The sequence below is a fragment of the Sphingomonas sp. CROZ-RG-20F-R02-07 genome (assembly GCF_022662335.1).
Lineage (GTDB): Bacteria > Pseudomonadota > Alphaproteobacteria > Sphingomonadales > Sphingomonadaceae > Sphingomonas.
The window spans coordinates 144,611-165,150 of record NZ_JAKNQJ010000003.1 but is presented as its reverse complement, the minus strand read 5'-3'; the positions used below and the strand labels follow the sequence as shown (position 1 = coordinate 165,150).

General features: G+C 68.2%; 15 protein-coding genes and 1 tRNA gene. 3 read left to right on the top strand and 13 right to left on the bottom strand.

Going from position 1 to position 20,540, the window contains the following annotated elements; all coding sequences use genetic code 11:
* The first annotated feature begins 59 nt into the window (after positions 1-59).
* Positions 60-135 (top strand) — tRNA-Val (locus tag L8H00_RS06460).
* Here the strand turns inward: L8H00_RS06460 and cobA are convergent.
* From cobA to L8H00_RS06425, 7 genes are all read right to left on the bottom strand, one after another.
* Positions 92-919, bottom strand: coding sequence for a uroporphyrinogen-III C-methyltransferase (gene cobA, locus L8H00_RS06455; protein WP_242096692.1), 828 nt, complete (start codon positions 917-919; stop codon positions 92-94). The genes L8H00_RS06460 and cobA overlap by 44 nt on opposite strands.
* Positions 909-3,503 (bottom strand): nitrate reductase, encoded by a 2,595-nt coding sequence (locus L8H00_RS06450; RefSeq protein WP_242096428.1) that lies wholly within the window; start codon positions 3,501-3,503, stop codon positions 909-911. The genes cobA and L8H00_RS06450 overlap by 11 nt, the downstream gene beginning before the upstream one ends.
* A 1-nt stretch (position 3,504) precedes the next feature.
* Positions 3,505-3,840, bottom strand: coding sequence for a nitrite reductase small subunit NirD (gene nirD / locus L8H00_RS06445; RefSeq protein ID WP_242096427.1), 336 nt, complete (start codon positions 3,838-3,840; stop codon positions 3,505-3,507).
* The gene (gene nirB, locus L8H00_RS06440) at positions 3,837-6,341 is read right to left on the bottom strand and encodes a nitrite reductase large subunit NirB (protein WP_242096426.1); all 2,505 of its coding nucleotides are present in this window, start codon (positions 6,339-6,341) and stop codon (positions 3,837-3,839) included. Before nirB ends, nirD begins: the two co-directional genes overlap by 4 nt.
* An 85-nt stretch (positions 6,342-6,426) precedes the next feature.
* On the bottom strand, positions 6,427-7,671 hold the full coding sequence (locus L8H00_RS06435; RefSeq protein WP_242096425.1) for an MFS transporter: 1,245 nt from the start codon (positions 7,669-7,671) through the stop codon (positions 6,427-6,429).
* 252 nt (positions 7,672-7,923) lie between these two features.
* Positions 7,924-9,138: a CmpA/NrtA family ABC transporter substrate-binding protein gene (locus tag L8H00_RS06430; protein ID WP_242096424.1), complete on the bottom strand. Its 1,215-nt coding sequence runs from the start codon at positions 9,136-9,138 to the stop codon at positions 7,924-7,926.
* On the bottom strand, positions 9,138-9,716 hold the full coding sequence (locus L8H00_RS06425) for an ANTAR domain-containing protein (protein WP_242096423.1): 579 nt from the start codon (positions 9,714-9,716) through the stop codon (positions 9,138-9,140). The genes L8H00_RS06430 and L8H00_RS06425 overlap by 1 nt, the downstream gene beginning before the upstream one ends.
* A gap of 131 nt (positions 9,717-9,847) precedes the next feature.
* Between L8H00_RS06425 and L8H00_RS06420 the strand changes: the two genes are divergently transcribed.
* Complete coding sequence (locus L8H00_RS06420; RefSeq protein ID WP_242096422.1) at positions 9,848-10,933, top strand: ABC transporter ATP-binding protein; 1,086 nt, start codon at positions 9,848-9,850, stop codon at positions 10,931-10,933.
* Here the strand turns inward: L8H00_RS06420 and L8H00_RS06415 are convergent.
* From L8H00_RS06415 to L8H00_RS06405, 3 genes are read right to left on the bottom strand one after another with little or no spacing between them, the layout of a single operon-like run.
* The gene (locus L8H00_RS06415) at positions 10,923-11,774 is read right to left on the bottom strand and encodes a carbohydrate ABC transporter permease (RefSeq protein ID WP_242096421.1); all 852 of its coding nucleotides are present in this window, start codon (positions 11,772-11,774) and stop codon (positions 10,923-10,925) included. The two genes, L8H00_RS06420 and L8H00_RS06415, sit on opposite strands and share 11 nt — an antisense overlap.
* Positions 11,765-12,646 carry a sugar ABC transporter permease gene (locus L8H00_RS06410; RefSeq protein WP_242096420.1) on the bottom strand — a complete coding sequence of 294 codons (882 nt, stop codon included), beginning with the start codon at positions 12,644-12,646 and terminating at the stop codon, positions 11,765-11,767. Before L8H00_RS06410 ends, L8H00_RS06415 begins: the two co-directional genes overlap by 10 nt.
* The gene (locus L8H00_RS06405) at positions 12,643-13,932 is read right to left on the bottom strand and encodes an extracellular solute-binding protein (RefSeq protein WP_242096419.1); all 1,290 of its coding nucleotides are present in this window, start codon (positions 13,930-13,932) and stop codon (positions 12,643-12,645) included. Before L8H00_RS06405 ends, L8H00_RS06410 begins: the two co-directional genes overlap by 4 nt.
* A 197-nt stretch (positions 13,933-14,129) precedes the next feature.
* Between L8H00_RS06405 and L8H00_RS06400 the strand changes: the two genes are divergently transcribed.
* Positions 14,130-17,015, top strand: coding sequence for a TonB-dependent receptor (locus L8H00_RS06400; RefSeq protein WP_242096418.1), 2,886 nt, complete (start codon positions 14,130-14,132; stop codon positions 17,013-17,015).
* 30 nt (positions 17,016-17,045) lie between these two features.
* Here L8H00_RS06400 and L8H00_RS06395 read toward each other — a convergent pair whose 3' ends face one another.
* From L8H00_RS06395 to L8H00_RS06385, 3 genes are all read right to left on the bottom strand, one after another.
* Positions 17,046-18,458, bottom strand: a complete 1,413-nt coding sequence (locus L8H00_RS06395) for a family 43 glycosylhydrolase (RefSeq protein WP_242096417.1) — start codon at positions 18,456-18,458, stop codon at positions 17,046-17,048.
* Between the two features lie 84 nt (positions 18,459-18,542).
* A complete protein-coding gene (locus tag L8H00_RS06390) occupies positions 18,543-19,103 on the bottom strand; it encodes a hypothetical protein (RefSeq protein WP_242096416.1) in 561 nt (186 codons plus the stop codon).
* A 29-nt stretch (positions 19,104-19,132) separates the two neighbouring features.
* Positions 19,133-20,524 carry a family 43 glycosylhydrolase gene (locus L8H00_RS06385; RefSeq protein WP_242096415.1) on the bottom strand — a complete coding sequence of 464 codons (1,392 nt, stop codon included), beginning with the start codon at positions 20,522-20,524 and terminating at the stop codon, positions 19,133-19,135.
* Positions 20,525-20,540: the final 16 nt, after the last annotated feature.

Here is a 20,540-nt window from a genome sequence, read left to right as displayed (position 1 = left end):
CCGATCATGGGGCTTGCCCCGAACGCCGGGCTTTGGCATCGCGGCGTTTCCCGAGAAGGGGGCGCTTAGCTCAGCTGGTAGAGCGGCTCGTTTACACCGAGTAGGTCGGCGGTTCGAACCCGTCAGCGCCCACCATCCTGATGTCCGGCCGCAAATGAGCTGCATCGATCGCCACTGGTCGAAGGCGCGAGCCGGCGACGGGCCCGATCAGGAGCAGCGCCGGATCGCGGTCGCCGATCGTGCGGACGAGGAACGCCAGCGCGTCCAGCCGCCCGCGGATCAAGCGTTCGGTGGGCAACGAAACGTTGACCGCGACGATCACCGGCGTTGCGGGCGACAGCCCGGCATGGATCAGGTTGCGCGCTACCTCGGCGGCGGCCGCCCGACCCATATAGACGGCAAGCGTCGCATCCGCGCGCGCCAGCATCGGCCAGTCGAGATCGAGCGGCTCTTCCCCGCGCGCATGGGCGGTGACGAGGGTCAAGGTCCGCGCCTGGCCGCGCAGGGTCAGCGACAGCGTGCCGGATGCGGCGGCGGCGCTGGCCGCGGTAATGCCGGGGCAAATCTGGATCGGCACGCCGTGCGCGGCAAGGGCATCGATCTCCTCGGTCGAACGACCGAACACCGATGGGTCGCCGCCTTTCAGCCGCACCACGCGCTTGCCCGCCAACGCCGCGGCGACGAGCAACGCGTCGATCGTCGCCTGATCCCTGGAATGGCGACCCGACCGCTTGCCCACGCCGATGCGCTCGGTGCCGGCGGGGATCAGGTCGAGCACGCCGGGGCCGACCAGCGCGTCGTAGAAGACGATGTCCGCGGCGGCGATCAGGCGTTCGGCCTTGCGAGTCAGCAGATCGGGGTCGCCGGGGCCCGCGCCGACGAGCCAGACCGAACCGGGGGCGATGAGGTCATGCGGCATGGGGCGTTCCTTGTGACAACAGCCTGGCGAGCGCGGGGCGGCACGATCCGCAATTGGTGCCGGCGCCAAGCGCCGCGCCGATGGCGGGCACGTCGGCGAGATGCTGTTCGGCGATCGCGGCGAGGATGGTGTTGAGGCCGACATCGAAGCACGCGCAGACGATGGCGCCGCGATCGGCCTGCGCGCCCGGTGCGCGCCCGGCCAGGATCGTGGGGGCGGCGCGGGCTTGCGCCAATTGCGCGGCCAGCCAGTCGCGCGGCGGCAGCGATCCGTCGCGCGTGACGAACAGCGCGGCGGACAGGCGGCCGTCGCTCAGGATTGCGATCCGGCGGGTGCCGCGCGCCGCGTCGATCGCCTCGATCCGCTCGCCCGCGGGCAGCAGCGCGTCGAGCCTTGCCGGGTCGCCATCGCCGGCCAGGTCCCAGGCGGCGCCCCCCGACACCGCGATGCGTGTCGCCCAGCGGCAAGCGGGGCGCTCGGACGCATCGCCCCGCACGATCAGGAAGCCGCGCCATGCGGTGACGACGGGCGCGATGTTCGCCGGCGTCGCCTTGAAGCCGGGCTGGCCCGACACGGGATCGGCCAGCGGCCGTGGCAGCAGGCCGGTCCGGCCGCCGCTGGCATTGGCATCGGTCCAGTGGATCGGCACGAACAATTCGCCCGCACGCTGCGTCGCGACGACGCTGGCGCGGTAGAGGCTTTCGCCCTGCGGCGTCGCGACCCGTGCCAGACCGCCATCGACGATCGCCAGCCGCGCGGCGTCGTCTGGATGGATCTCGACCAGCGGTTCCTCGCGGTGGCGCGCGAGCCGGGGCGACAGCCCGGTGCGCGTCATGCTGTGCCATTGATCGCGATAGCGCCCGGTGTTGAGCGTCATCGGCCAGGCGACGAGCGGCGCTGCGATCGCTTTCTGCACGACCGACACCAGGCGCGCACGACCGTCGGGCGTCGGGAAGCGCCCATCGGCGAAGGGCGTGCCGCCCCAGCGGAACGGCGTCATCGCATCATAGGCCGCGTTGCCGATCGCCGCCTGGCCCGGCAGCGCGAACAGCCGGCGGCCTTCGTTGCGATAGGTCGACAGGCGGCCATGCTCGCGCCAGATGTCGGCCGCGCGTTCATAGGAAAAGGCGGCCTTCCACCCCATGCGCCGCGCGACCTGCGCGACGATCCACCAATCGGGCTTAGCCTCCCCCGGCAAGGGCAGGAACGGCCGCTGGCGGCTGATCGTCCGATCGGAATTGGTGACGGTGCCGTCCTTCTCGCCCCAGGCGGCCGCGGGCAGGCGGACATGCGCAAAGGCCGACGTGTCGGTGTCGGCGATGACGTCCGACACGACCACGAACGGGCAGCCGGCCAGCGCGTCCCGCACGCGCCCGGCATCGGGCATCGATACCGCCGGGTTCGTCGCCATCACCCAGATCGCCTTGATCCGACCGGTGCCGAGTTCGCGGAACAGATCGACCGCCTTCAGCCCGGGCCGTGTCGCCATGGCGGGTGCGGACCAGAAGGCGCGGACGCGTTCGACATTGTCGGGCGCGAAATCCATGTGCGCGGCGAGCGTCGAGGCGAGGCCGCCGACCTCGCGGCCGCCCATCGCGTTGGGCTGGCCGGTGATCGAGAAGGGGGCCGCCCCCGGCTTGCCGATCCGGCCGGTCGCCAGATGCAGGTTGGTGATCGCGTTGACCTGGTCGGTGCCGGACAGGGACTGGTTCACGCCTTGGCTGAACAGCGTGACGGTGCGCGGGGTGGCGGCGAAAAGCTCGAAGAAGCGCTTCAGATCGGTGGCCGGCACGTCGCAGGTCTGCGCGACCGACCAGAGGTCGTGCCCATGCGCCAGCCCGGCCCAGAAATCCTCCGGCACGCCGACATGGCGGGCGAGATACGCGTCGTCGATCGCGCCATGGTCGCGGCACCAGGCCAGCAGGCCGTTCATCAGCGCGATATCGGTGCCGGCGCGGATCGGCAGGTGGATGTCGGCCTCCTCGGCGGTTTCGGTGCGCCGCGGGTCGATCACCACCAGCCTGGTGCCCCGCGCGGCGCGCGCGGCGACGATCCGTTGATAGACGACCGGGTGGCACCAGGCGGTGTTCGATCCCACCAGGACGATCAGGTCAGCCGCGTCGAGATCGTCATAGGATGCCGGCACGACATCCTCGCCGAACGCGCGGGTATGCCCGGCGACCGCGCTCGCCATGCAGAGCCGCGAGTTCGTGTCGATGTTGCCGGACCCGATAAACCCCTTCATCAGCTTGTTGGCGACGTAATAATCCTCGGTCAGCATCTGGCCGGAAACATAGAAGGCCACGCTGTTCGGCCCGTGCTGCGCGATCGTCTCGCGAAAGCGGCGGGCGACGAGATCGAGCGCCTTGTCCCATGATGCGCGCCGCTTGCCGATCATCGGCGCGAGCAGCCGGCCCTCGAGGCCGATCGTCTCGCCGAGATGCGTGCCCTTCGAACAGAGCCGCCCCGCATTGGCGGGGTGATCGGGATCGCCCTGGATGTCGACCGAGCGCTCGCCGGTCGTGGTCGCGACGATACCGCAGCCGACGCCGCAATAGGCGCAGGTGGTGCGGACCGGCGCCATGCTACGCCGCCGCCATCGTGGCAGCGCGGCAGAGCAGCACGCGCCCGCCGCTTACTTTCACCGGGATGACCGGCGTGCAGCCGCTATCGTCGCCGAGTGCTTCGCCGGTCGCCAGCGCGATGCGCCAATTGTGCAGCGGGCAGGCGACCGCGCCGCCATGGACGATGCCCTGGCTGAGCCGCCCGCCCTTGTGCGGGCAGCGATCGGCGAGCGCGAAGACCGTTCCGTCGCCGGTGCGAAAGACCGCGATGTCGTCGCCCCCCATCACCTGGACGGTGCGGCTGCCGCGAACCGGGATCTCGTCGACCCAGCCGATATCGAGCCATTCGCCGATCATGCCATTTCTCGCGCATCGACGGGGGTGAAGCGCGCCATGGGGGCATGCTGCTGGCGATCAGCGCCCGCCGCGCGCGCCGCCCAGGGATCGTCCTGCATGAAGGTCTGGGAATACCGGAACCGTGCGGCGAGCGCATCGCGCCCGGCGGGATCGTCGGCGATGCGTTCGCGGATATAGGCGATGCCGATCCGCTCGATCCACGGCGCGGTCCGCTCGAGATAACGCGCTTCCTCGCGGTAGAGCTGGATGAAGGCGGCGCAGTGATGCATCGCCTCCGCCTCGGTCGCGACCTTGCACAGGAAGTCGGTGGCGCGCACCTTGATCCCGCCATTGCCGCCCACCGACAGTTCGTATCCGCTGTCGACGCAGACGATGCCGAAATCCTTGATCGTCGCCTCCGCGCAATTGCGCGGGCATCCCGACACCGCGATCTTGAACTTGTGCGGCATCCACGACCCCCAGGTCATCTGCTCGACCTTGACGCCGAGCCCGGTCGAATCCTGCGTCCCGAAGCGGCACCAGTCGCTGCCGACGCAGGTCTTCACGGTCCGCAGCGACTTGCCATACGCATGGCCACTGACCATCCCGGCGGCGTTCAGATCGGCCCACACCGCGGGCAGATCCTCCTTCTTGATCCCGAAGATGTCGAGCCGCTGGCCGCCCGTCACCTTGACCATCGGCGCGTCGTATTTCTCGACGACATCGGCGATCGCGCGCAGCTCGCGCGGGTTGGTCAGGCCGCCCCACATCCGTGGAACCACCGAATAGGTGCCGTCCTTCTGGATGTTGGCGTGCATGCGTTCGTTGACGAAACGGCTCTGCTGATCGTCCTTGTAGGCGCCGGGCAGCGCGCAGAGCAGGTAATAGTTCAGCGCAGGGCGACAGCCCGAGCAACCATCGGGCGTCGACCAGTGCAGCCTCTGCATCACCTCGGGGATCGATCGCATATCCTGCGCGACGATTGCGCGGCGGACGTCGTCGTGGCCGAAGCTGGTGCATTTGCACAGCGTCTTGACGGTGCGCTCGCCTCCGTAATCCGCCCCGAGCGTGATCGACAGCAATTGCTCGACCACAGGGGTGCACGATCCGCAACTGGCCGAGGCCTTGCAGTTCGAGCGGACCGCATCGAGGCTGGTGGCACCGTCGACGATCGCCTGGTAGACCCGGGCCTTGCTGACGCCGTTGCAGCCGCACACTTCCGCATCCTCGGAAAGCGCCGCAACGGCCGCCTTAGGGTCCGCCTGCCCCCCTCCCGAGGCGAAGGCCTGGCCGAAGATCAGCATGTCGCGCATGGCCGCGATATCCTCGCCGCGTTTCAGCAGATCGAAATACCAGCCGCCATCGGCGGTGTCGCCGTACAGCACCGCGCCCACGACGCGGTTGTCCTTGACCACCACGCGCTTGTAGATGCCGCGCGTCGCGTCGCGCAGCACGATGTCCTCGGCATCGGGCCCGCCGGAAAAGTCGCCGGCGGAAAACACGTCCAGCCCGGCCACCTTCAGCTTGGTCGACGTCACCGAACCGCGATAGCCGCTAGGCCTGCCGACCAGCCCGTCGGCGAGCGCACGGCACATGTCCCAGAGCGGCGCGACCAGGCCATAGACGTTGCCGTCATGCTCGACGCATTCGCCGACCGCAAGGATCGACGGATCGCTGGTGACCATATGATCGTCGACCTTGATCCCGCGGCCGATGTCGAGCCCCGCCGCCTGCGCGAGCGCGACCGACGGGCGGATGCCGACCGCCATCACCACCAGGCTGGCCGGGATGATCGTGCCGTCCTTCAGTGCGACGCCCTCGACGCGGGTGTCGCCGACGATCGCGGCGGTGTGCGCCTCGGTCAGGATCGTCTGCCCGCGCGCTTCGAGGGCCTGTTTGAGCAGCCAGCCGGCCGCTTCGTCGAGCTGACGCTCCATCAGCGTCGGCATCAGGTGGATCACCGTCACCTTCATGCCGCGCAGCGTCAGCCCGTGCGCCGCCTCCAGCCCCAGCAGGCCGCCGCCGATCACCACCGCCGCGCCGCCGCCGCCGGATTTGCCGGCCTCGGCCGCGGCGAGCATGTGATCGACATCGGCCATGTCGCGAAAGCTGATGACGCCGGGCAGATCCCGGCCGGGCACGGGAATGATGAACGGATCGGAGCCGGTGGCGATCAGCAGCCGGTCGTAAGCCACCGTCAGGCCCGATCGCGCGGTCACCGTCTTCGCGGCACGGTCGATCGACCGCACGGGGTCGCTCGTCACCAACTGGATGGCGTTGTCCAGATACCAGGCGTGATCGTTGATGACGATGTCGGCAAAGCTCTTTTCCCCGGCCAGCACGGGCGAGAGCATGATCCGGTTATAGTTCACATGCGGCTCGGCCCCGAAGATCGTGACGCGGTAGCGCGCGGGATCGCGGGCGATCAGTTCCTCGACCGCGCGGCAGCCGGCCATGCCGTTGCCGATGACGACCAGATGCTCGCGGGGATCGCCGCCTTGGGTGTTGACGTGATGTTCCATCGGATCGTCCAGTCCAGTCGAGATCAGAGGTTTCGGGTGTCGGTCGCGAACCGGTCGGCCCGGCGATCGGCGGCGCGGACCCGGGTCAGATCCGCACGCCGGCGGCCGCCGCACCCCAGGTCGCGCGCCATGTGGCCTTCACCAGCGTCAGCCCCGCCAGCGCGATCACGGCCAGCGCCGCGAAGATCAGGAAGCCGGGCGCGAAGCTGCCCGTCGCCTGCTTGGCGATTCCCAGCGACGAGGCGAGATAGAAGCCGCCGATTCCGCCGGCGAATCCGACCAGCCCGGTCATCACGCCGATCTCCGCCGCAAAGCGTTGCGGCAGGAGCTGGAACACCGATCCGTTGCCCGCACCCAGCGCCAGCATCGCCAGGATGAAGAAGCCCAGCGCGGTCGATACCGTGGCGGCGACGCTCACCGCCGCCAGGGCGAGGGCGGCGACGATGAACACGCCGGTCAGCGTCTTCACGCCACCGATCGCATCCGCCACGGCGCCGCCCATCGGTCGCACCAGCGATCCGGCGAAGACACAGGCCGCGGTGCAATAGCCGGCCTGGATTGCCGTCAGCCCGAACCGGTCGGTGAAATAGATCGGCAGCGATGCGGCCAGCCCGACGAACCCGCCGAACGTCACCGCGTAAAAGCCCATCAGCCACCAGGCGTCGGCGCTTTTCAGCGGCGCCAGATAGTGCGCGAAGCTCTTGGGCGCCGGTGCGTTCGGCGCGTCCTTCGCCATCAGCATATATGCGGCAAAGACGATCGACAGCGGGAGGCAGGCGAGCCCCAGCACCGCGTTCCATCCGAGCAGCTTGGCGAGCGCGGGCGCGAACAGGGCGGCCAGCACGGTGCCCGAATTGCCCATCCCGGCAAGCCCCATCGCCTTGCCCTGATGCTCGGGCGGATACCAGCGGCTGGCCAGCGGCAGCGCGATCGCGAAGCTGGCGCCCGCAAAGCCAAGGATCACGCCCAGCACCAGCGTGCCGGCAAAGCTGTTCACACCCAGCAGATAGGTCGACATCAGCCCGGCCATGACGATGATCTGACTGATCGCGCCCGCACGCTTCGGCCCGATCCGATCGACCAGCAGGCCGTTGACGACCCGCAGGATCGCACCGGCCAGCGTCGGCACCGCGACCATCAGGCCTTTTTCGGCCGGGGTCAGCGCGAGCGTCCTGGCGATCTCCGGCGCCAGTGGGCCGAGCAGCACCCACACCATGAAGGCGAGGTCGAAATAGAGAAACGCCGCGATCAGCGTCGGGCTGTGACCGCTCGCCCAGAATCCCCCGGGGGCCTTGCGCGGTATATCGTTGGTCCAGACCGTCGTCGCCATGCTCGTGCCCCCATCTGCGATGGACAAAGAAAAAGCCGCCTCGACGACGATCTTTCAGGATCGCATCGGGCGGCTTCGTTGCCTTGGACGGCCACCGGGCCGTTCCACGCTCATGGCCCCTTCGTTGGAGCCGAATCGCGTCTATGTCGTGTCAGGCATCCTTGCCCGACCGTGTAAGAATGAGCGGATCGCCAAGATCTGGCAAGCATCTTTTCGCGCTCGCAGCACGAAGATGCTCGTAGTGTCATGCGGTCAGGGCAATTGCGCCAGATATCCGGCGATGTCGTTGGGATCGAAGGCGCGGTGATCGAAGAACTGGTCGCGCCCCAGGATCAGCCGGCCCTGAGTCGATCCGGCGCCGAGCGCGCCGCTTCCGATCGCGCCCTCGATCTTTGAACTCGCACCGGGCAACGGCGCACCCGATCCGGCGAGCGCCGCGCGGTAGATGTCGGGGCGGAACACGCCTTGCGCGATCACCGCCTCGTCGGCCGAGAAGGACGCGCCATCCCAGCGGATCATCTGCGAATACAGCCAGGCCGCCTGGCTGCGCCACGGGAAGTTCGCGGCCTCGCGGTACTGGAACATGAAATCGGGAACGTGCAAGGGCGCGCCATTCGGGACCAGCCGAACGCGGTCGGTGATCGCGCGTTCGATCGGATCGACCGGCGCATCGAGATATTCCGGGCGGGCCAGGATCGCCGCGCTCGCCCGCGTGGTCGCGGGATCGACGAAATGCGCCGCGGCGGCATGGAGCGCGCGGACGAGACGATGCGCGGTGTCGGGCGAGGCCGCCAGCGTCTCGCTGCGCATCGCCAGCACCTTCTCGACGCCGCGGCGCCAGATCTGCGCGGTCACCAGAGCGATACGACCGACGCCGCGATCCACCGCGATGCTGTTCCATGGTTCGCCGACGCAGATCCCGTCCACCTCGCCCGCCGCCAGCGCGTCGGCCGCAAAGGTGGGGCTGGTCGTCAGGATCTCGACATCGGTGTCCGGCCGGATGCCGACGGCCGCGAGCCAGTAGCGCAGCATCAGATTGTGGCTCGAATGGCGGTGCACCACGCCGAAGCGAAGCCGTCGCCCGGCCGCGGCGCGCGCCAGGGCGACGACGCGCAGCCGAGCCCCCAGCGCGTGCGGATCGCCTAGCGCATCGTCGGCGAGCACCTGGGCGGCCAGCGGCAGCGACAGCGTGATGGCGTTGCCGTTCAGCCCCAGCACGAACGGCACCGCCATCGGCACCGCGGGCCGCCCATGGCCGAGCGCGGCCGCGATCGCCAGTGGTGCTACCAGATGCGCCGCATCGGTATGACCATAGAGCAGACGGTCGCGGACCGTGGCCCATGTCACGTCGCGCACCAGCGCGATCTCCAGCCCCTCCGCTTCGGCGAAGCCCTGTTCGCGCGCCAGGATCGGCAGGGCGGCATCGACGAGGGGCAGAAATCCGATGCGGATCGTGTCCAGCGCCATCACATCTCTCCCATCAGCGCGTCGCTGGTCACGATCGCATCGGCGATCTCCGCGATCCGGCGATTGCTCCGCATCGCCTGCGCACGCAGCAGGCCGTAGGCCGCGGGTTCGTCGATCGCGCGGCGCTTCATCAGGATGGCCTTGGCCCGATCGATCGTCGCGCGGTCGGCCAGCGCGCTGCGCGCTTCGTTCAGCTCCGCCTGAAGCCGCGCAAAGGCCTGGAACCGGCGGATGGCGAGTTCGAGGACCGGCTTGATCCGGGGCCGCGACAGGCCATCGACGATATAGGCCGATACACCGGCATCCACGGCGGCGGCCGTGGCCTCGGAATCGCTCTGGTCGACGAACATCGCGATCGGCCGCGCCAGCGCGCGCGATACCGCGAAGAATTCCTCCAGCACGTCGCGGCTGGGATTTTCGAGGTTGATGAGCACCACCTCGGGTGCCGCGGCTTCGAGTTGCGCCACGAGCCGCCCCGCGCTGTCGATGACGATGATATCGTCCAGCCCGGCGTCGCGCAGGCCTTCGGATATGATCGCCGCACGCGTCGTGCTGGTATCGATGATCGCGATTCGCATGTCCGTCGCATAGCCCGACTGCGCATGCAGCGCCTACGGACGAACGACACCCTCGCTACGCCCAAGCCGCATTGGCGGTCGCACGACATGCCGCTATCGCCGGTCCTGTTTTCCTCCTGCTTGGATTTGCCATGAGCACAGTCGTTGTCCAGGCGCTGACGAAGCGCTTCGGCACCATGGCGGCCCTCGAGCCGACCGATCTTTCGATCGAAAGCGGCGAGTTCGTCGTCATCGTCGGGCCGTCCGGATGCGGCAAATCGACGCTGCTGCGGGCGATCGCGGGGCTGGACGCGCCGTCGGACGGCCGCGTGCTCATCGGCGGCCGTGACGTGACCGCGCTGGCACCGGCGGAACGCGACGTCGCCATGGTGTTCCAATCCTATGCGCTGTACCCGCATCTGACGGTCGCCGAGAACATCGCCTTCCCCTTGCGTATGGCCAAGCGCGACCGGCGCGACATCGCCGCCAAGGTGGCGGAGATCGCCGCGCTGCTGGAGCTGGACACGGTGCTGGATCGGCGTCCGCGGGCGCTGTCGGGCGGGCAGCGCCAGCGCGTGTCGATCGGCCGTGCGATGGCGCGCGATCCCGCGGTTCTGCTGCTCGACGAGCCGCTGTCGAACCTCGACACGAGCCTCCGCGTCCGGATGCGGCATGAACTCGCGCGGCTGCACCAGCGGCTCGGAACGACGATGATCTATGTGACGCACGACCAGATCGAGGCGATGACGCTCGCCAACCGCATCGTCGTGATGGCGCAGGGCCGCGTCGAACAGGTCGGCGCGCCACTCGACCTCTACCGCGCGCCGGCCACGGTCCGCGTGGCGGAGACGATCGGATCGCCCGCGATGAACCTCCTGCCCGTCCGCATCGCGCGGGCCGGGGCCGCTGGTGCGGCCGTGATGCTCCCGGACGGCGCGACGTGCGGCGTGGCCGCCCACGTGCCGGCCGAGGCCGTCGGAGGCGCCGCGACGCTCGGGCTGCGGCCCGAACATCTGCGTCCCGATCCGCAAGGGCCGTTCGGCGGCGAGGTCGAGCTGTTCGAGCGGCTCGGGCCGCTGTCGTTCGTCCATCTCGGCGCGGGCGGCGGCCGGATCGTGGCGCAACTGCCCGCCGACTGGCACGTCGCGCTCGGCGAGACGATCCGCTTTGCGATCGACGCCACGAAGGCCCAGCTCTTCGCGGCTGACGGCGCGGCCTATCCGCGCATTACCCCTTGATCCCGCCGCCCAGCACGCCGGTGAAATAATAGCGTTGCAGCGCGCCGGAGAGGAGGAGGACGGGCGCGGTGGTCAGCACGGCACCCGCCATCATCAGTTCGGTATCGCGCGCATGTTCGCGGCTGATGGCGGCCAGCGCCACCGGCAGCGTGTAGCGATTCTGATCGGTGATGACGATCAGGGGCCAGAGGAAATCGCTCCAGCTCGTGAGGAAGGTGAACAGCGCGAGCGTCACGATCGTCGGCCGCAGCAGCGGCAGCACGATGCCGGTGAAGATGCGCCATTCGCCCGCGCCGTCCATCCGCGCCGCATCCAGCATCTCGTCGGGGATCGCCACGGTGGCCTGCCGCACGAACAGCACGCCGTACACCCCGGCGAGACCCGGCGCGAGCACTCCGGCATAGCTGTTCACCAGCCCCACCCATTTCAGCATCAGGAACAGCGGCAGCATCGCCACCTGTGCCGGCACGACGACCAGGGCGAGCAGCCCCTGGAGGAGCTGCGCCTGCCCCGCGAAGCGGAGCTTGGCGAAGGCATAGCCCGCCGGCAGGGTGAGGCCGAGACCGAGCAAGGTCGCCAGCGTCGCCAGCGCGGCGCTGTTCACGATCGCAGGCACGATCTTGTAGCTGGTCGATCCGCCGCTGGCGTCGGGGTGCGGAAACAGCAGCTCGCGGTAGTTGGCGAGCGTCGGATGCGCGGGCCAGAAGGGCGGGGGGAAGCTGGCCGACGCGCCCTTGGGCATCAGCGAGACGTTGACCATCCAGCACAGCGGCGCGGCCACCACGAGCGCGAACGCGGCCACGATCAGCGTCCGCACGGCGCCCTTTGCGTTCATAGCCATTCGCGCCGTCTTCCCAAAGCCGTCTGCACCGCGGTGAGCGCCAGCGTGACGACGAACAATAGCACGGCGACCGCGGAGGCCATGCCGAGATTCCACCAGGTGAAGCCCTGGTCGAACATGAAGAACAGGATGGTTTCGGTGCTCTGCGCGGGGCCGCCCTGCGTCATCACATAAGGCTCGGCGAAGATCTGGAGGAAATTGGCGATGCTCAGCACCGACGCCAGCAGCAGCGCCGGGCCGATCGCGGGCAGCGTGACATGACGGAACCGCGCCAGCGCGCCCGCGCCGTCGAGCGAAGCGGCCTCGTGCAGATCCTGCGGAACCACCGCGAGCGCGGCGGCGAAGACGAGCATGTTATAGCCGAACACCTTCCACACGACGAAGATCAGCGTCGCCGGGATGCTGGTGCGCGGATCGCCGAGCCAGTCGACGGGCGCGATCCCGACGAGCGACAGCGCATAGTTCAGCAGCCCCGCCTGCGTGTCGAGCACGTAACGCCACACGAGCGCGGTCGCGACGAGCGTCGTGACATAGGGCGCGAACAGCAGCAGTCGCCAGAGCGGTTTCCACCGCAGCGTCGCCGAACCGAGCAGGAGTGCCGCGACGAGCGACGTGCCGATCGAGGCGGGAACGCCGATCGCGGCGAACAGCGCGGTGTTGCCCACCGCGCGCCAGAACAGCGGCGTGCGCAGCAGTTCGGCGTAATTGCCCATGCCCACGAAGCGCAGGTCGTGAAGATCGGCGAGCGCATAGATGTCGAAATCGGTGACGCTGAGCAGGAGCGCGCCGAGCGTCGGCACGACCAGGAAGAGCAAGGTCGCGACCAGGACCGGAAGCGCAAAGGCCAGCCCGGCGCGCGCCTGGCCGGTCACGCGACCCTCCCACGCTCGAGCAGCCAGCGCCGTTTCTGCAGGATCCGGTCGACCCGCCGGTCCATCTCGACCGTCGCGGCGTCTACGCCATATTCGCCGCGGACCATATGTTCGGCCACGCGCTGCACCTCGGTGACGATCCGCTGCCATTCGGGGATGGCCGGCGGGGCGACGCCGAGCGCGATCTGCCGGGCGAAGCTTTTCGCGACCGGGTCGCGCGCGAGCGCGGGTGCATCCCAGGCGGTCGGCCGCGTCGGCAGGTCGCCGGTGATGCCGTAAAGCCGCTCCTGCAACGCCGTGCCGCACAGATAATCGACCAGATGCCAGGCGCGCACCGGATCGCGCGCGTCGCGGTTGACCGCCAGGCAGGCGCCCCGCGCCATGGTTTCGCCCGCGCCGGTCCGTCCCGGCGTCGCCGCCACGCCCCAGAGTTCGGGCGGCAGCATCGCCGCGCGGCGGCGCAAGTCGCCGATCGTCACCGCATCGGAGGGCAGGATCGCGAACCGCCCACGGCGAAAGGCGATATAGGTGTCGCCGGCCTCCGCCCCGGCGATGGCCGGCGACAGTCGCTCGTCATAGATGGATTTGTAGAAGCCCAGCGCGGCGCGAAACCCCGCCGACGCGAAATTGCCGCGCGTATTATGGTCGCGCAGCAGCGGTTCGGGCTGCTGCACGGCGAAGGCGAACAGCGGCTCGGGCCAGTCGAGCAGATGCAGCGTCGCGTAGCGATCCGGGTGACGGCGGCGGATCGCAAGCGCCATCCGGCGCCAATCCTCCCACGTGAGCGGCGGACTGGCATAGCCGACCTGGGCGAGCAGATCGCGACGATAGAATTGCACCCAGCTATCCGCCGTCCACGGCACCGCCATGGCCCGTCCGGCGACGCGCACGGAGGCGAGCGCACCCGGATGCTGGTCCGCGAGCATCGGCGATGCGGGCGACGGCGGTGCCAGCGCGCCGAGCAAGGCCATTTCGGGCAGCCATGTGCTGTCCAGCATCATCACGTCGGGCAGCGACCGCCCCGCGAAACCGGTGAGGAGTTTCTCGTGTGCGCCCGTCCAGGGCAGGGCCTGAACGTCGACGCGGATGCCGGTCGCGCGTTCGAACGGTGGCAGCAGGAGCGGGGCGTTCTCGCCCGTCGTGCCCATCGCCCACCATGCGAGCGGCTCCTCGCCCCGCGCCCGACCGCAGGCGGCGAGTGCCGTGGCCGCGCCGAGGCCCAGCACGCGTCGCCGCGATACCATCGTCATGCCGTTCGTCGCCGCGATGGCGTCACCCCAATCCAAGACGAAACCTTACGGGCCACGCGGATCGGCCCCAAGCGCGATCGGGAACCGCCCGGCAATGCAGGTTACCAACACCTTGATAATCTGTGGCTTGTTCGCATCATGCGGGTGGCAAACACGCCGGATCCCTGACCGGTCGATTGACGAAGCGGCCCCATTCATTGCCGAGCGCAATAAAGTTTCAGGGGGGAAATCACATGCCATCGTCCATCCATCGCGTCCGCCTCCTGGCCGGCGCCGCGCTCCTGCTCGTGCCGGCCTGGTCGCAGGCGCAGACGGTGCCCGCCGCGACGCCCGCCGCATCGGCAGCGGAGCCGGCGGCATCGGACATCGTCGTCACCGGCTCGCGGATCAGCCGGCCCGATTTCGCCCAGCCCAATCCCATCATCTCGTTCAACGCCGCCGCGATCGAGCAATCGGGCAACACGAACGTCACCAACTTTCTGGAACGCGTCCCCGCGCTGTCCGGATCGCGCGATTTCACGCAGACCTCGGGGGGCAACGCGGTCTATGCCAACCCGTTCGGCGCGGCGGGCCTCAACGAGCTGAACCTGCGCAATCTCGGCACCAACCGGACGCTGGTGCTGGTGAACGGACGGCGCCACGTCGCGGGCGAACCCAACAGCGCCGCCGTCGACATCAACTCCATCCCCACCGATCTGATCGAGCGGGTCGACGTGCTGACCGGTGGCGCCTCGGCGGTCTATGGCGCCGACGGCGTTTCGGGGGTGGTGAACTTCATCCTCAAACGCGATTTCGACGGCGTGTCGGCGCGCAGCCAGATGGGCATCTCGGAGCGCGGCGATGCGGGCAATCGGTTCGCGGCGATCACGCTCGGCAAGAATTTCGCGGACGGTCGCGGCAATCTGACCTTGGCGTACGAATTCAACGCCGACGACCGGCTTGAAAACGACGACCGCGCCTATCTCCGAAGCGACCGGCGCCAGTATCTCATCCCCAACGATGCCGCCGCGGCCAATCCCGCGCTGCCGCACAACGTGCTGGTCGGCAATCTGCGCTATCCCAACGAGTCGCCGATCGGCGCGGTCGACGTGAACGGCGACGGCTATCCCGATTTCAACGGGCTCGGCCAACCCTATCGCCACGGAACCCCGGCCGCGTATTATTCGACCGGCGGCGACGACACGCCGGTGGCGGGCTTCTATTCGGGCGATCTGGCCCCGCGGATCATCCGCAACGACGCCAATCTGCTCGGCCATTTCGACGTATCGGACGCGCTGAAGCTGTCGGTCGAGGGCAAATACGCGCAGACTCGGGCGACCACCTTCGATTATTATATCGGCACCTACGGCACCGCGATCTCGCTCGACAATCCGTTCGTGCCCGCCGCGATCCGCTCGGCGGCGCTCGCGGCCGGGCAGAGTTCCGTCTCGGTCACGCGCGACAATATCGATTACGGCCGCCACGGCGAGAGCGATCTGCGGCAGACCTATCGCGGCGTGATCGACGCATCGGGCCGGATCAGCCCGCATGCGACCTACGACGTCTATTATGAATATGGCCGCACCGACGTGGCGATCACCAAGCTGAACGACCAGCTTGCCGACCGCTACGCCGCCGCGCTCGACGTCGTGACCAACCCCGCGACCGGCCAGCCGGTGTGCCGCTCCAACCTCGCCGGCGCGAACCCGGCCTGCGTGCCCGTCAGCCTGTTCGGCCCCGGCCCGATCAGCCAGGCCGCGCTCGGCTATTTCCAGGTGAACGACACCAGCTTCGCGCGCATCACCCAATCGGTCGCCAACGCGTCGATCAGCGGCGATTTCGGCGCGTTCTTCCGGTTACCCGGCGGACCGGTGCAATTCTCGTTCGGTGGCGAGTATCGGCGCGAGACGAGCGCGTTCGATCCGAGCGACAACCTCGTCAACAACCGCTTCGTGGCCTATACCGAACCGACGCTGGTCACGGCGTCGGGTGGCCGCTTCGACGTGAAGGAGGCGTTCGGCGAGCTGAACGCCCCCATTCTGCAAGGCCAGCGTTTCGCCGAGACCCTGGCGGTGGGCGCCGCATACCGGTTTTCGCATTATTCGACGATCGGCGACACGCAGACCTGGCAGTTCAACGGCGTCTATGCGCCGGTGCGCGACGTCAGCTTCCGCGGTTCGTACGGCAAGGCCGTGCGCGCGCCGAACATCAGTGAACTCTTCCAACCGATCAGCGGGGACTCCAATTTCTTCATCGATCCGTGCTCGTCGCAGGAAATCGGCAACGGCACGTCCTACCGCGCCGCCAATTGCCGCACCGTGCTCGCGGCGGTCGGCGCGACGGTGTCGTCGGCGCTCCAAACCCCCAGCAACATCGCCGGCATCCGCTCGGGCAATGCCGGCCTGCGTGCGGAAGAAGCGACGACCTGGACCGCGGGCGTCGTGCTGCGGCCCCGCTTTCTGCGCGGGTTCACGGCTTCGTTCGACTGGTACGACATCGACCTGAAGGACGCGATCAACACGCCGTCGCCGTCGCAGCTCGCGACGCTGTGCGTCGATCAGCCGACCACGGACACGGCGTTCTGCCGCGCCATTTCGCGTGCGCAGGGAAGCGGGATCATCAACGGCTATACGGTCACGCCGGAGAATGTCGCGCAGTTCCGCACCGCCGGGCTGGACGTCAACATCGACTATCTCCTCCACACCGCGCGCGCCGGTACGTTCGATCTGCGGCTGGTGGGCGGCTATCTCCATCGGCTCGAATTCGTCGGCACGCCGGGCGCGGCGGCCACCGACAATGTCGACCAACCGGGCGCCCCGAAGTTCAATTTCAACCTGTCGCCGAGCTGGACGCTGGGCGGGTTGACGCTCACCTACAATCTGCGCTGGGCGGATGGCACGCGCACCGTCGACAAGCTGACGACCGACAATGATCCCGATTACGCACCGGCCGCCCAGCTCCGCTACAGCGAGCTGTGGCAGCACGACGTCCAGCTCGGCTATCAGGTGCGCAGCGGCGTCTCCTTCTATCTGGGCATCCTCAACCTGACCGATCAGCAGCCCGATCCCGGCAATGCCATCAATCAGCCCATCTCCGCGATCGGCCGTTATCTGTACGCGGGGGTCAAGCTTCGAACCTGAGCGCGTGATGCGGATAGGCGGCCGCGCCGGTCAGCGGATCGTCCATTCCCAGAGGGCAGGGTCGCTCCGATCGAACACGAGGCGCAGATAGCGCGTGGTGACGGCGTGAGGCAGTTCGATGGGCGAGCCCTGATGATCCGCCATCGGCACCGCCCGGCGCCATGTTCGGCCATCGTCCGAGACGTCGATGGCGAGGCGGTAGGTTCGGGTCGGATATTCGGGGCGCAGCGCGCTCATGGTGGTGGGGCGGCGTCGGCCCAGATCGGCGATCAGTTCGGATCGCGCCACCGGGGCCGGGCGCCAGAGCGTCGCGTAATTGTCGTCGGCGGCGCGTTCGGGGCCGTGCAGCGGATCGACCCCCGGCGATCCGGTCGCGCGCCACGGCAGCCCCGGCTCGCGGCGAGCGGCGAACCCCTCCACCGGGGTGCCCTGCGTCGGCGTGACAATGCCCAGCGTGCCGTCGGGGCGGATCGGCAGCCGATCGACCGCCACCTGCCGCAGCACGAGTTCGCCGCCGGGCACGAACGGCAATGCCTGCCGATGATAGAGGATGTGGCTCGCACCGCCGGAGCGGAAGACCGCGTGATGCCCGGGGCTGATGACGTCGGCAGCGACGTCGGTCTGGAGGATCGGGCTGTCCGCCGCCTCGTGAAAGGGCCCGAGCGGCGTATCGCCGATGGCGTAGCGGACCTTGTAGGTGTCCTTCGTGGTATTGCCGTCGCTATAGGACAGGAGATAATGCGCGCCGCTGCGCATCATGAAGGGTGCTTCGAAATAATGTTCGGGCGTCACGTCGCGGGGTGTGCCATCGAACGTCACCATGTCCGGCTTCAGCTTGACCGCGAAACAATGGCCATTCACCCAGTTCAGGCCCGAACCCCAATAGAGATAGGCGCTGCCATCGCCGTCCACGAACGCCTCGGCGTCGATCATGTGGTAGCGCGGCGCGAAGGATTTGGCGATCAGCGGCGTGCCGCCATGCGCATCGCGCCACGGGCCGGCGGGCGATGGCGCCGTGCCGACCCATACTTCGCTGCCGACCGAGACATACATATACCATGCGCCGTTCGCCGCCTTGACGACCGATGGCGCCCAGACTTTGGAATCGCCCGAGGTCGGGCTGGTCGCCGCCTGTTTGGTGGGCCATGCCGGCACCGAGAAGCGCCAGTCGCGGCCATCGGCCGACGTCCATAGCCCCAGGCGATCGTCGCCCCAGGGATCGATGGTGGCGAAGATGTACCAGCGACCGCCATCCCGCACGATGGTGGGATCGGCGAAATAGCCCGGCAGCAAGGGGTTCGCATCATGCGGGGTGGTCCAGTCGACCCCGTCGGCCGCGGGTGCGGCCGCCGGCGCGACCAGCTCGGTGACGGCCGAGAACAGGGCGCATGCGATGGCGACGATCGTCCGGGAGCGGGCCTTGCCGGGGATGGGCTGGATCACGGTAAACATCCTTCATCTCGTTCGGCCCCAGGCGCGGGTAGCGCCTTGGGGCCGGGCCGCCATGCGTGAACAGGGCGGATCGTTTCACATGACGCGGTTGAAGTAGAACACGAACGCGGTGCCGCCGCCCGGCGCCGGCGATTCCTCGTCCGGGCCGGTGGAGTAGCCGAGCCCCGCCATGGCGCTCAGCAGCGGCGGGGCCCGCAATGCGGTTCGCGTCGCGGCGGGATCCATTCCTATGGCGACCCCCGATATCTCGCACAGCGTGATCGTGCACGTCACCCCCGTGCCCGATGCCGCCATGCCGGGCGCATGGCTGCGCAACGTCGCCAGCACGGTCTGCTCGATTCCCGAGCCCCGGGGATCGGCCGCCTGGTCGACGGTGAGGCGCCCCATCAATTGCCCGTCGTCATCGGCATGGGCCAGCGCGGCGACCGCAACCGGCCGCGGCGCCCGGCGGGGCGGCAACGTGGCGCGCGGAGCCGAGCGTCTGGTCACGACCACCGGGGCGGAGGACGGCGGCGCCAGCGCGGCGACCCCGCCGTCGATCACCCGGATCCCCTCTGCCGACGGCGCGGCGCGATGGGCGCCGCTCGCCAGCCAGAGCGAGGCGGCGCCCATGGTCGCGGCGGCCGCCACGATCATCGGCATCCTTCGATAGGGCTGCGCGGCGGTCACGACACGAACGACCATTGTTCGTTGGCATCGCTGCTGCAGGCATAGGTGATGAGGTTGCCGCCGGGATCGCGCGAATCGCCCGAGACGTTGAGGCAGCGGCCGCTGTTCCGGTTGATGATCTGCTTGCCCGAGATGGTCCATTGCGAACGGTTGCCGATCCCGCACGTGGTCTGGACGACGTTGCTGTTGCCATCCCCTTCGGCGATGCACAGCCCGCTCTGCTGGAGGACGAACTGAGTGTAGCCGCCGATGCTGCGCCGCTCCACCTGCTCGTTGGGATCGGTGGTGCAGCCCCACTGGATGAGCCCCGATTCATAGTTGCGCGACTGATTGGCGACGTTGGCGCACAGCCCGCTGGATGCGACCTTCATCGTGACGAGCGTCGTGCCGGAATAGCCGTTCGCGATCGTGCCGGCGGCGGTGTCGATGGTGATCTGCGAGGAGGTGGGCATCGCGATCGACGTGTTGCTGGGGAAGGTGATCGGCAGCCAGACATAGGTGGAATCGTTCGGATTCTGGTTCGTTGCCGGCCCCCAGCGATCGCCGAGATACAGATAGCCCGTGCCGCTCGTTCCCACGATCGGCTGAACATAGGTGGATTGCGAATTATAGGTGGTGGGGTCCCCGAAAGTGGTCGGAGACGTCCATGGTCCGGCCATGCTCGTGGCCGTCTGATAGGCGGCTTGATTGGGGTTCCACCCCGTCGCCGCGGAAGTCAGCAGGAAATAGACGCCGTTGCGCTTGAACACCGCGGGCGCCTCGCGGTGATTGCCGCCCAAGGTGGTGACGAGCGAATCGATGCCGGTGTAGGACGCGTTGAGCTTGTAGATGTTGAGATCGTAATTGTTGTTGGCCGCCGAGATCAGATAGGCATTCCCGTCCGTATCGGCGAACAGCGTCATGTCGCGCGATTCATAGTTCAGCGGACGAAACTCGCTTTGATAGACATAGTTTCCGTCGACCGTGTCGGATGTGGCGACGACCACCTCGGCATCGTTGTAGTTCTGACCGTTTTCCTTATGCGCCCATAGCACGTATTTCCGCGTACCGGCGTTGTAGATCACCTTCGGGCGTTCTAAATTGGAGGTGTTCAGGCTGGGTGCCGAATTGGCGGTGAGAATGTCGTTGTCGTACGTCCATGTCTTCAGATCGGTCGATTTGTACATCGAGACGGCCTTGAACAGATATCCGTTCCGGTTCTCTCCCAGCATATAGTAATAGCTGCCGACCTTGATGATCCCCGCGCCGTGGGCCTGAAGCGGCTGCCCGTTATTGTCGACGAATTGCGATCCGTTGTTGACCGCCGCAGGCGGCGACGCGGCCGGTAGCGCGCCGATGGGCAGCAACGCGGCGGTCGTGCATGCGACGACGTTCTTCCAGGAAACCATGATTCCATCCTCTCCT

Excerpts from the sequence above, each read along its gene's own strand:
- cobA (WP_242096692.1), bottom strand. The coding sequence starts at position 919 with ATGCCGCATGACCTCATCGCCCCCGGTTCGGTCTGGCTCGTCGGCGCG.
- L8H00_RS06450 (WP_242096428.1), bottom strand. The coding sequence starts at position 3,503 with ATGGCGCCGGTCCGCACCACCTGCGCCTATTGCGGCGTCGGCTGCGGT.
- nirD (WP_242096427.1), bottom strand. The coding sequence starts at position 3,840 with ATGATCGGCGAATGGCTCGATATCGGCTGGGTCGACGAGATCCCGGTT.
- nirB (WP_242096426.1), bottom strand. The coding sequence starts at position 6,341 with ATGGAACATCACGTCAACACCCAAGGCGGCGATCCCCGCGAGCATCTG.
- L8H00_RS06435 (WP_242096425.1), bottom strand. The coding sequence starts at position 7,671 with ATGGCGACGACGGTCTGGACCAACGATATACCGCGCAAGGCCCCCGGG.
- L8H00_RS06430 (WP_242096424.1), bottom strand. The coding sequence starts at position 9,138 with ATGGCGCTGGACACGATCCGCATCGGATTTCTGCCCCTCGTCGATGCC.
- L8H00_RS06425 (WP_242096423.1), bottom strand. The coding sequence starts at position 9,716 with ATGCGAATCGCGATCATCGATACCAGCACGACGCGTGCGGCGATCATA.
- L8H00_RS06420 (WP_242096422.1), top strand. The coding sequence starts at position 9,848 with ATGAGCACAGTCGTTGTCCAGGCGCTGACGAAGCGCTTCGGCACCATG.
- L8H00_RS06415 (WP_242096421.1), bottom strand. The coding sequence starts at position 11,774 with ATGGCTATGAACGCAAAGGGCGCCGTGCGGACGCTGATCGTGGCCGCG.
- L8H00_RS06400 (WP_242096418.1), top strand. The coding sequence starts at position 14,130 with ATGCCATCGTCCATCCATCGCGTCCGCCTCCTGGCCGGCGCCGCGCTC.
- L8H00_RS06390 (WP_242096416.1), bottom strand. The coding sequence starts at position 19,103 with ATGATCGTGGCGGCCGCCGCGACCATGGGCGCCGCCTCGCTCTGGCTG.
- L8H00_RS06385 (WP_242096415.1), bottom strand. The coding sequence starts at position 20,524 with ATGGTTTCCTGGAAGAACGTCGTCGCATGCACGACCGCCGCGTTGCTG.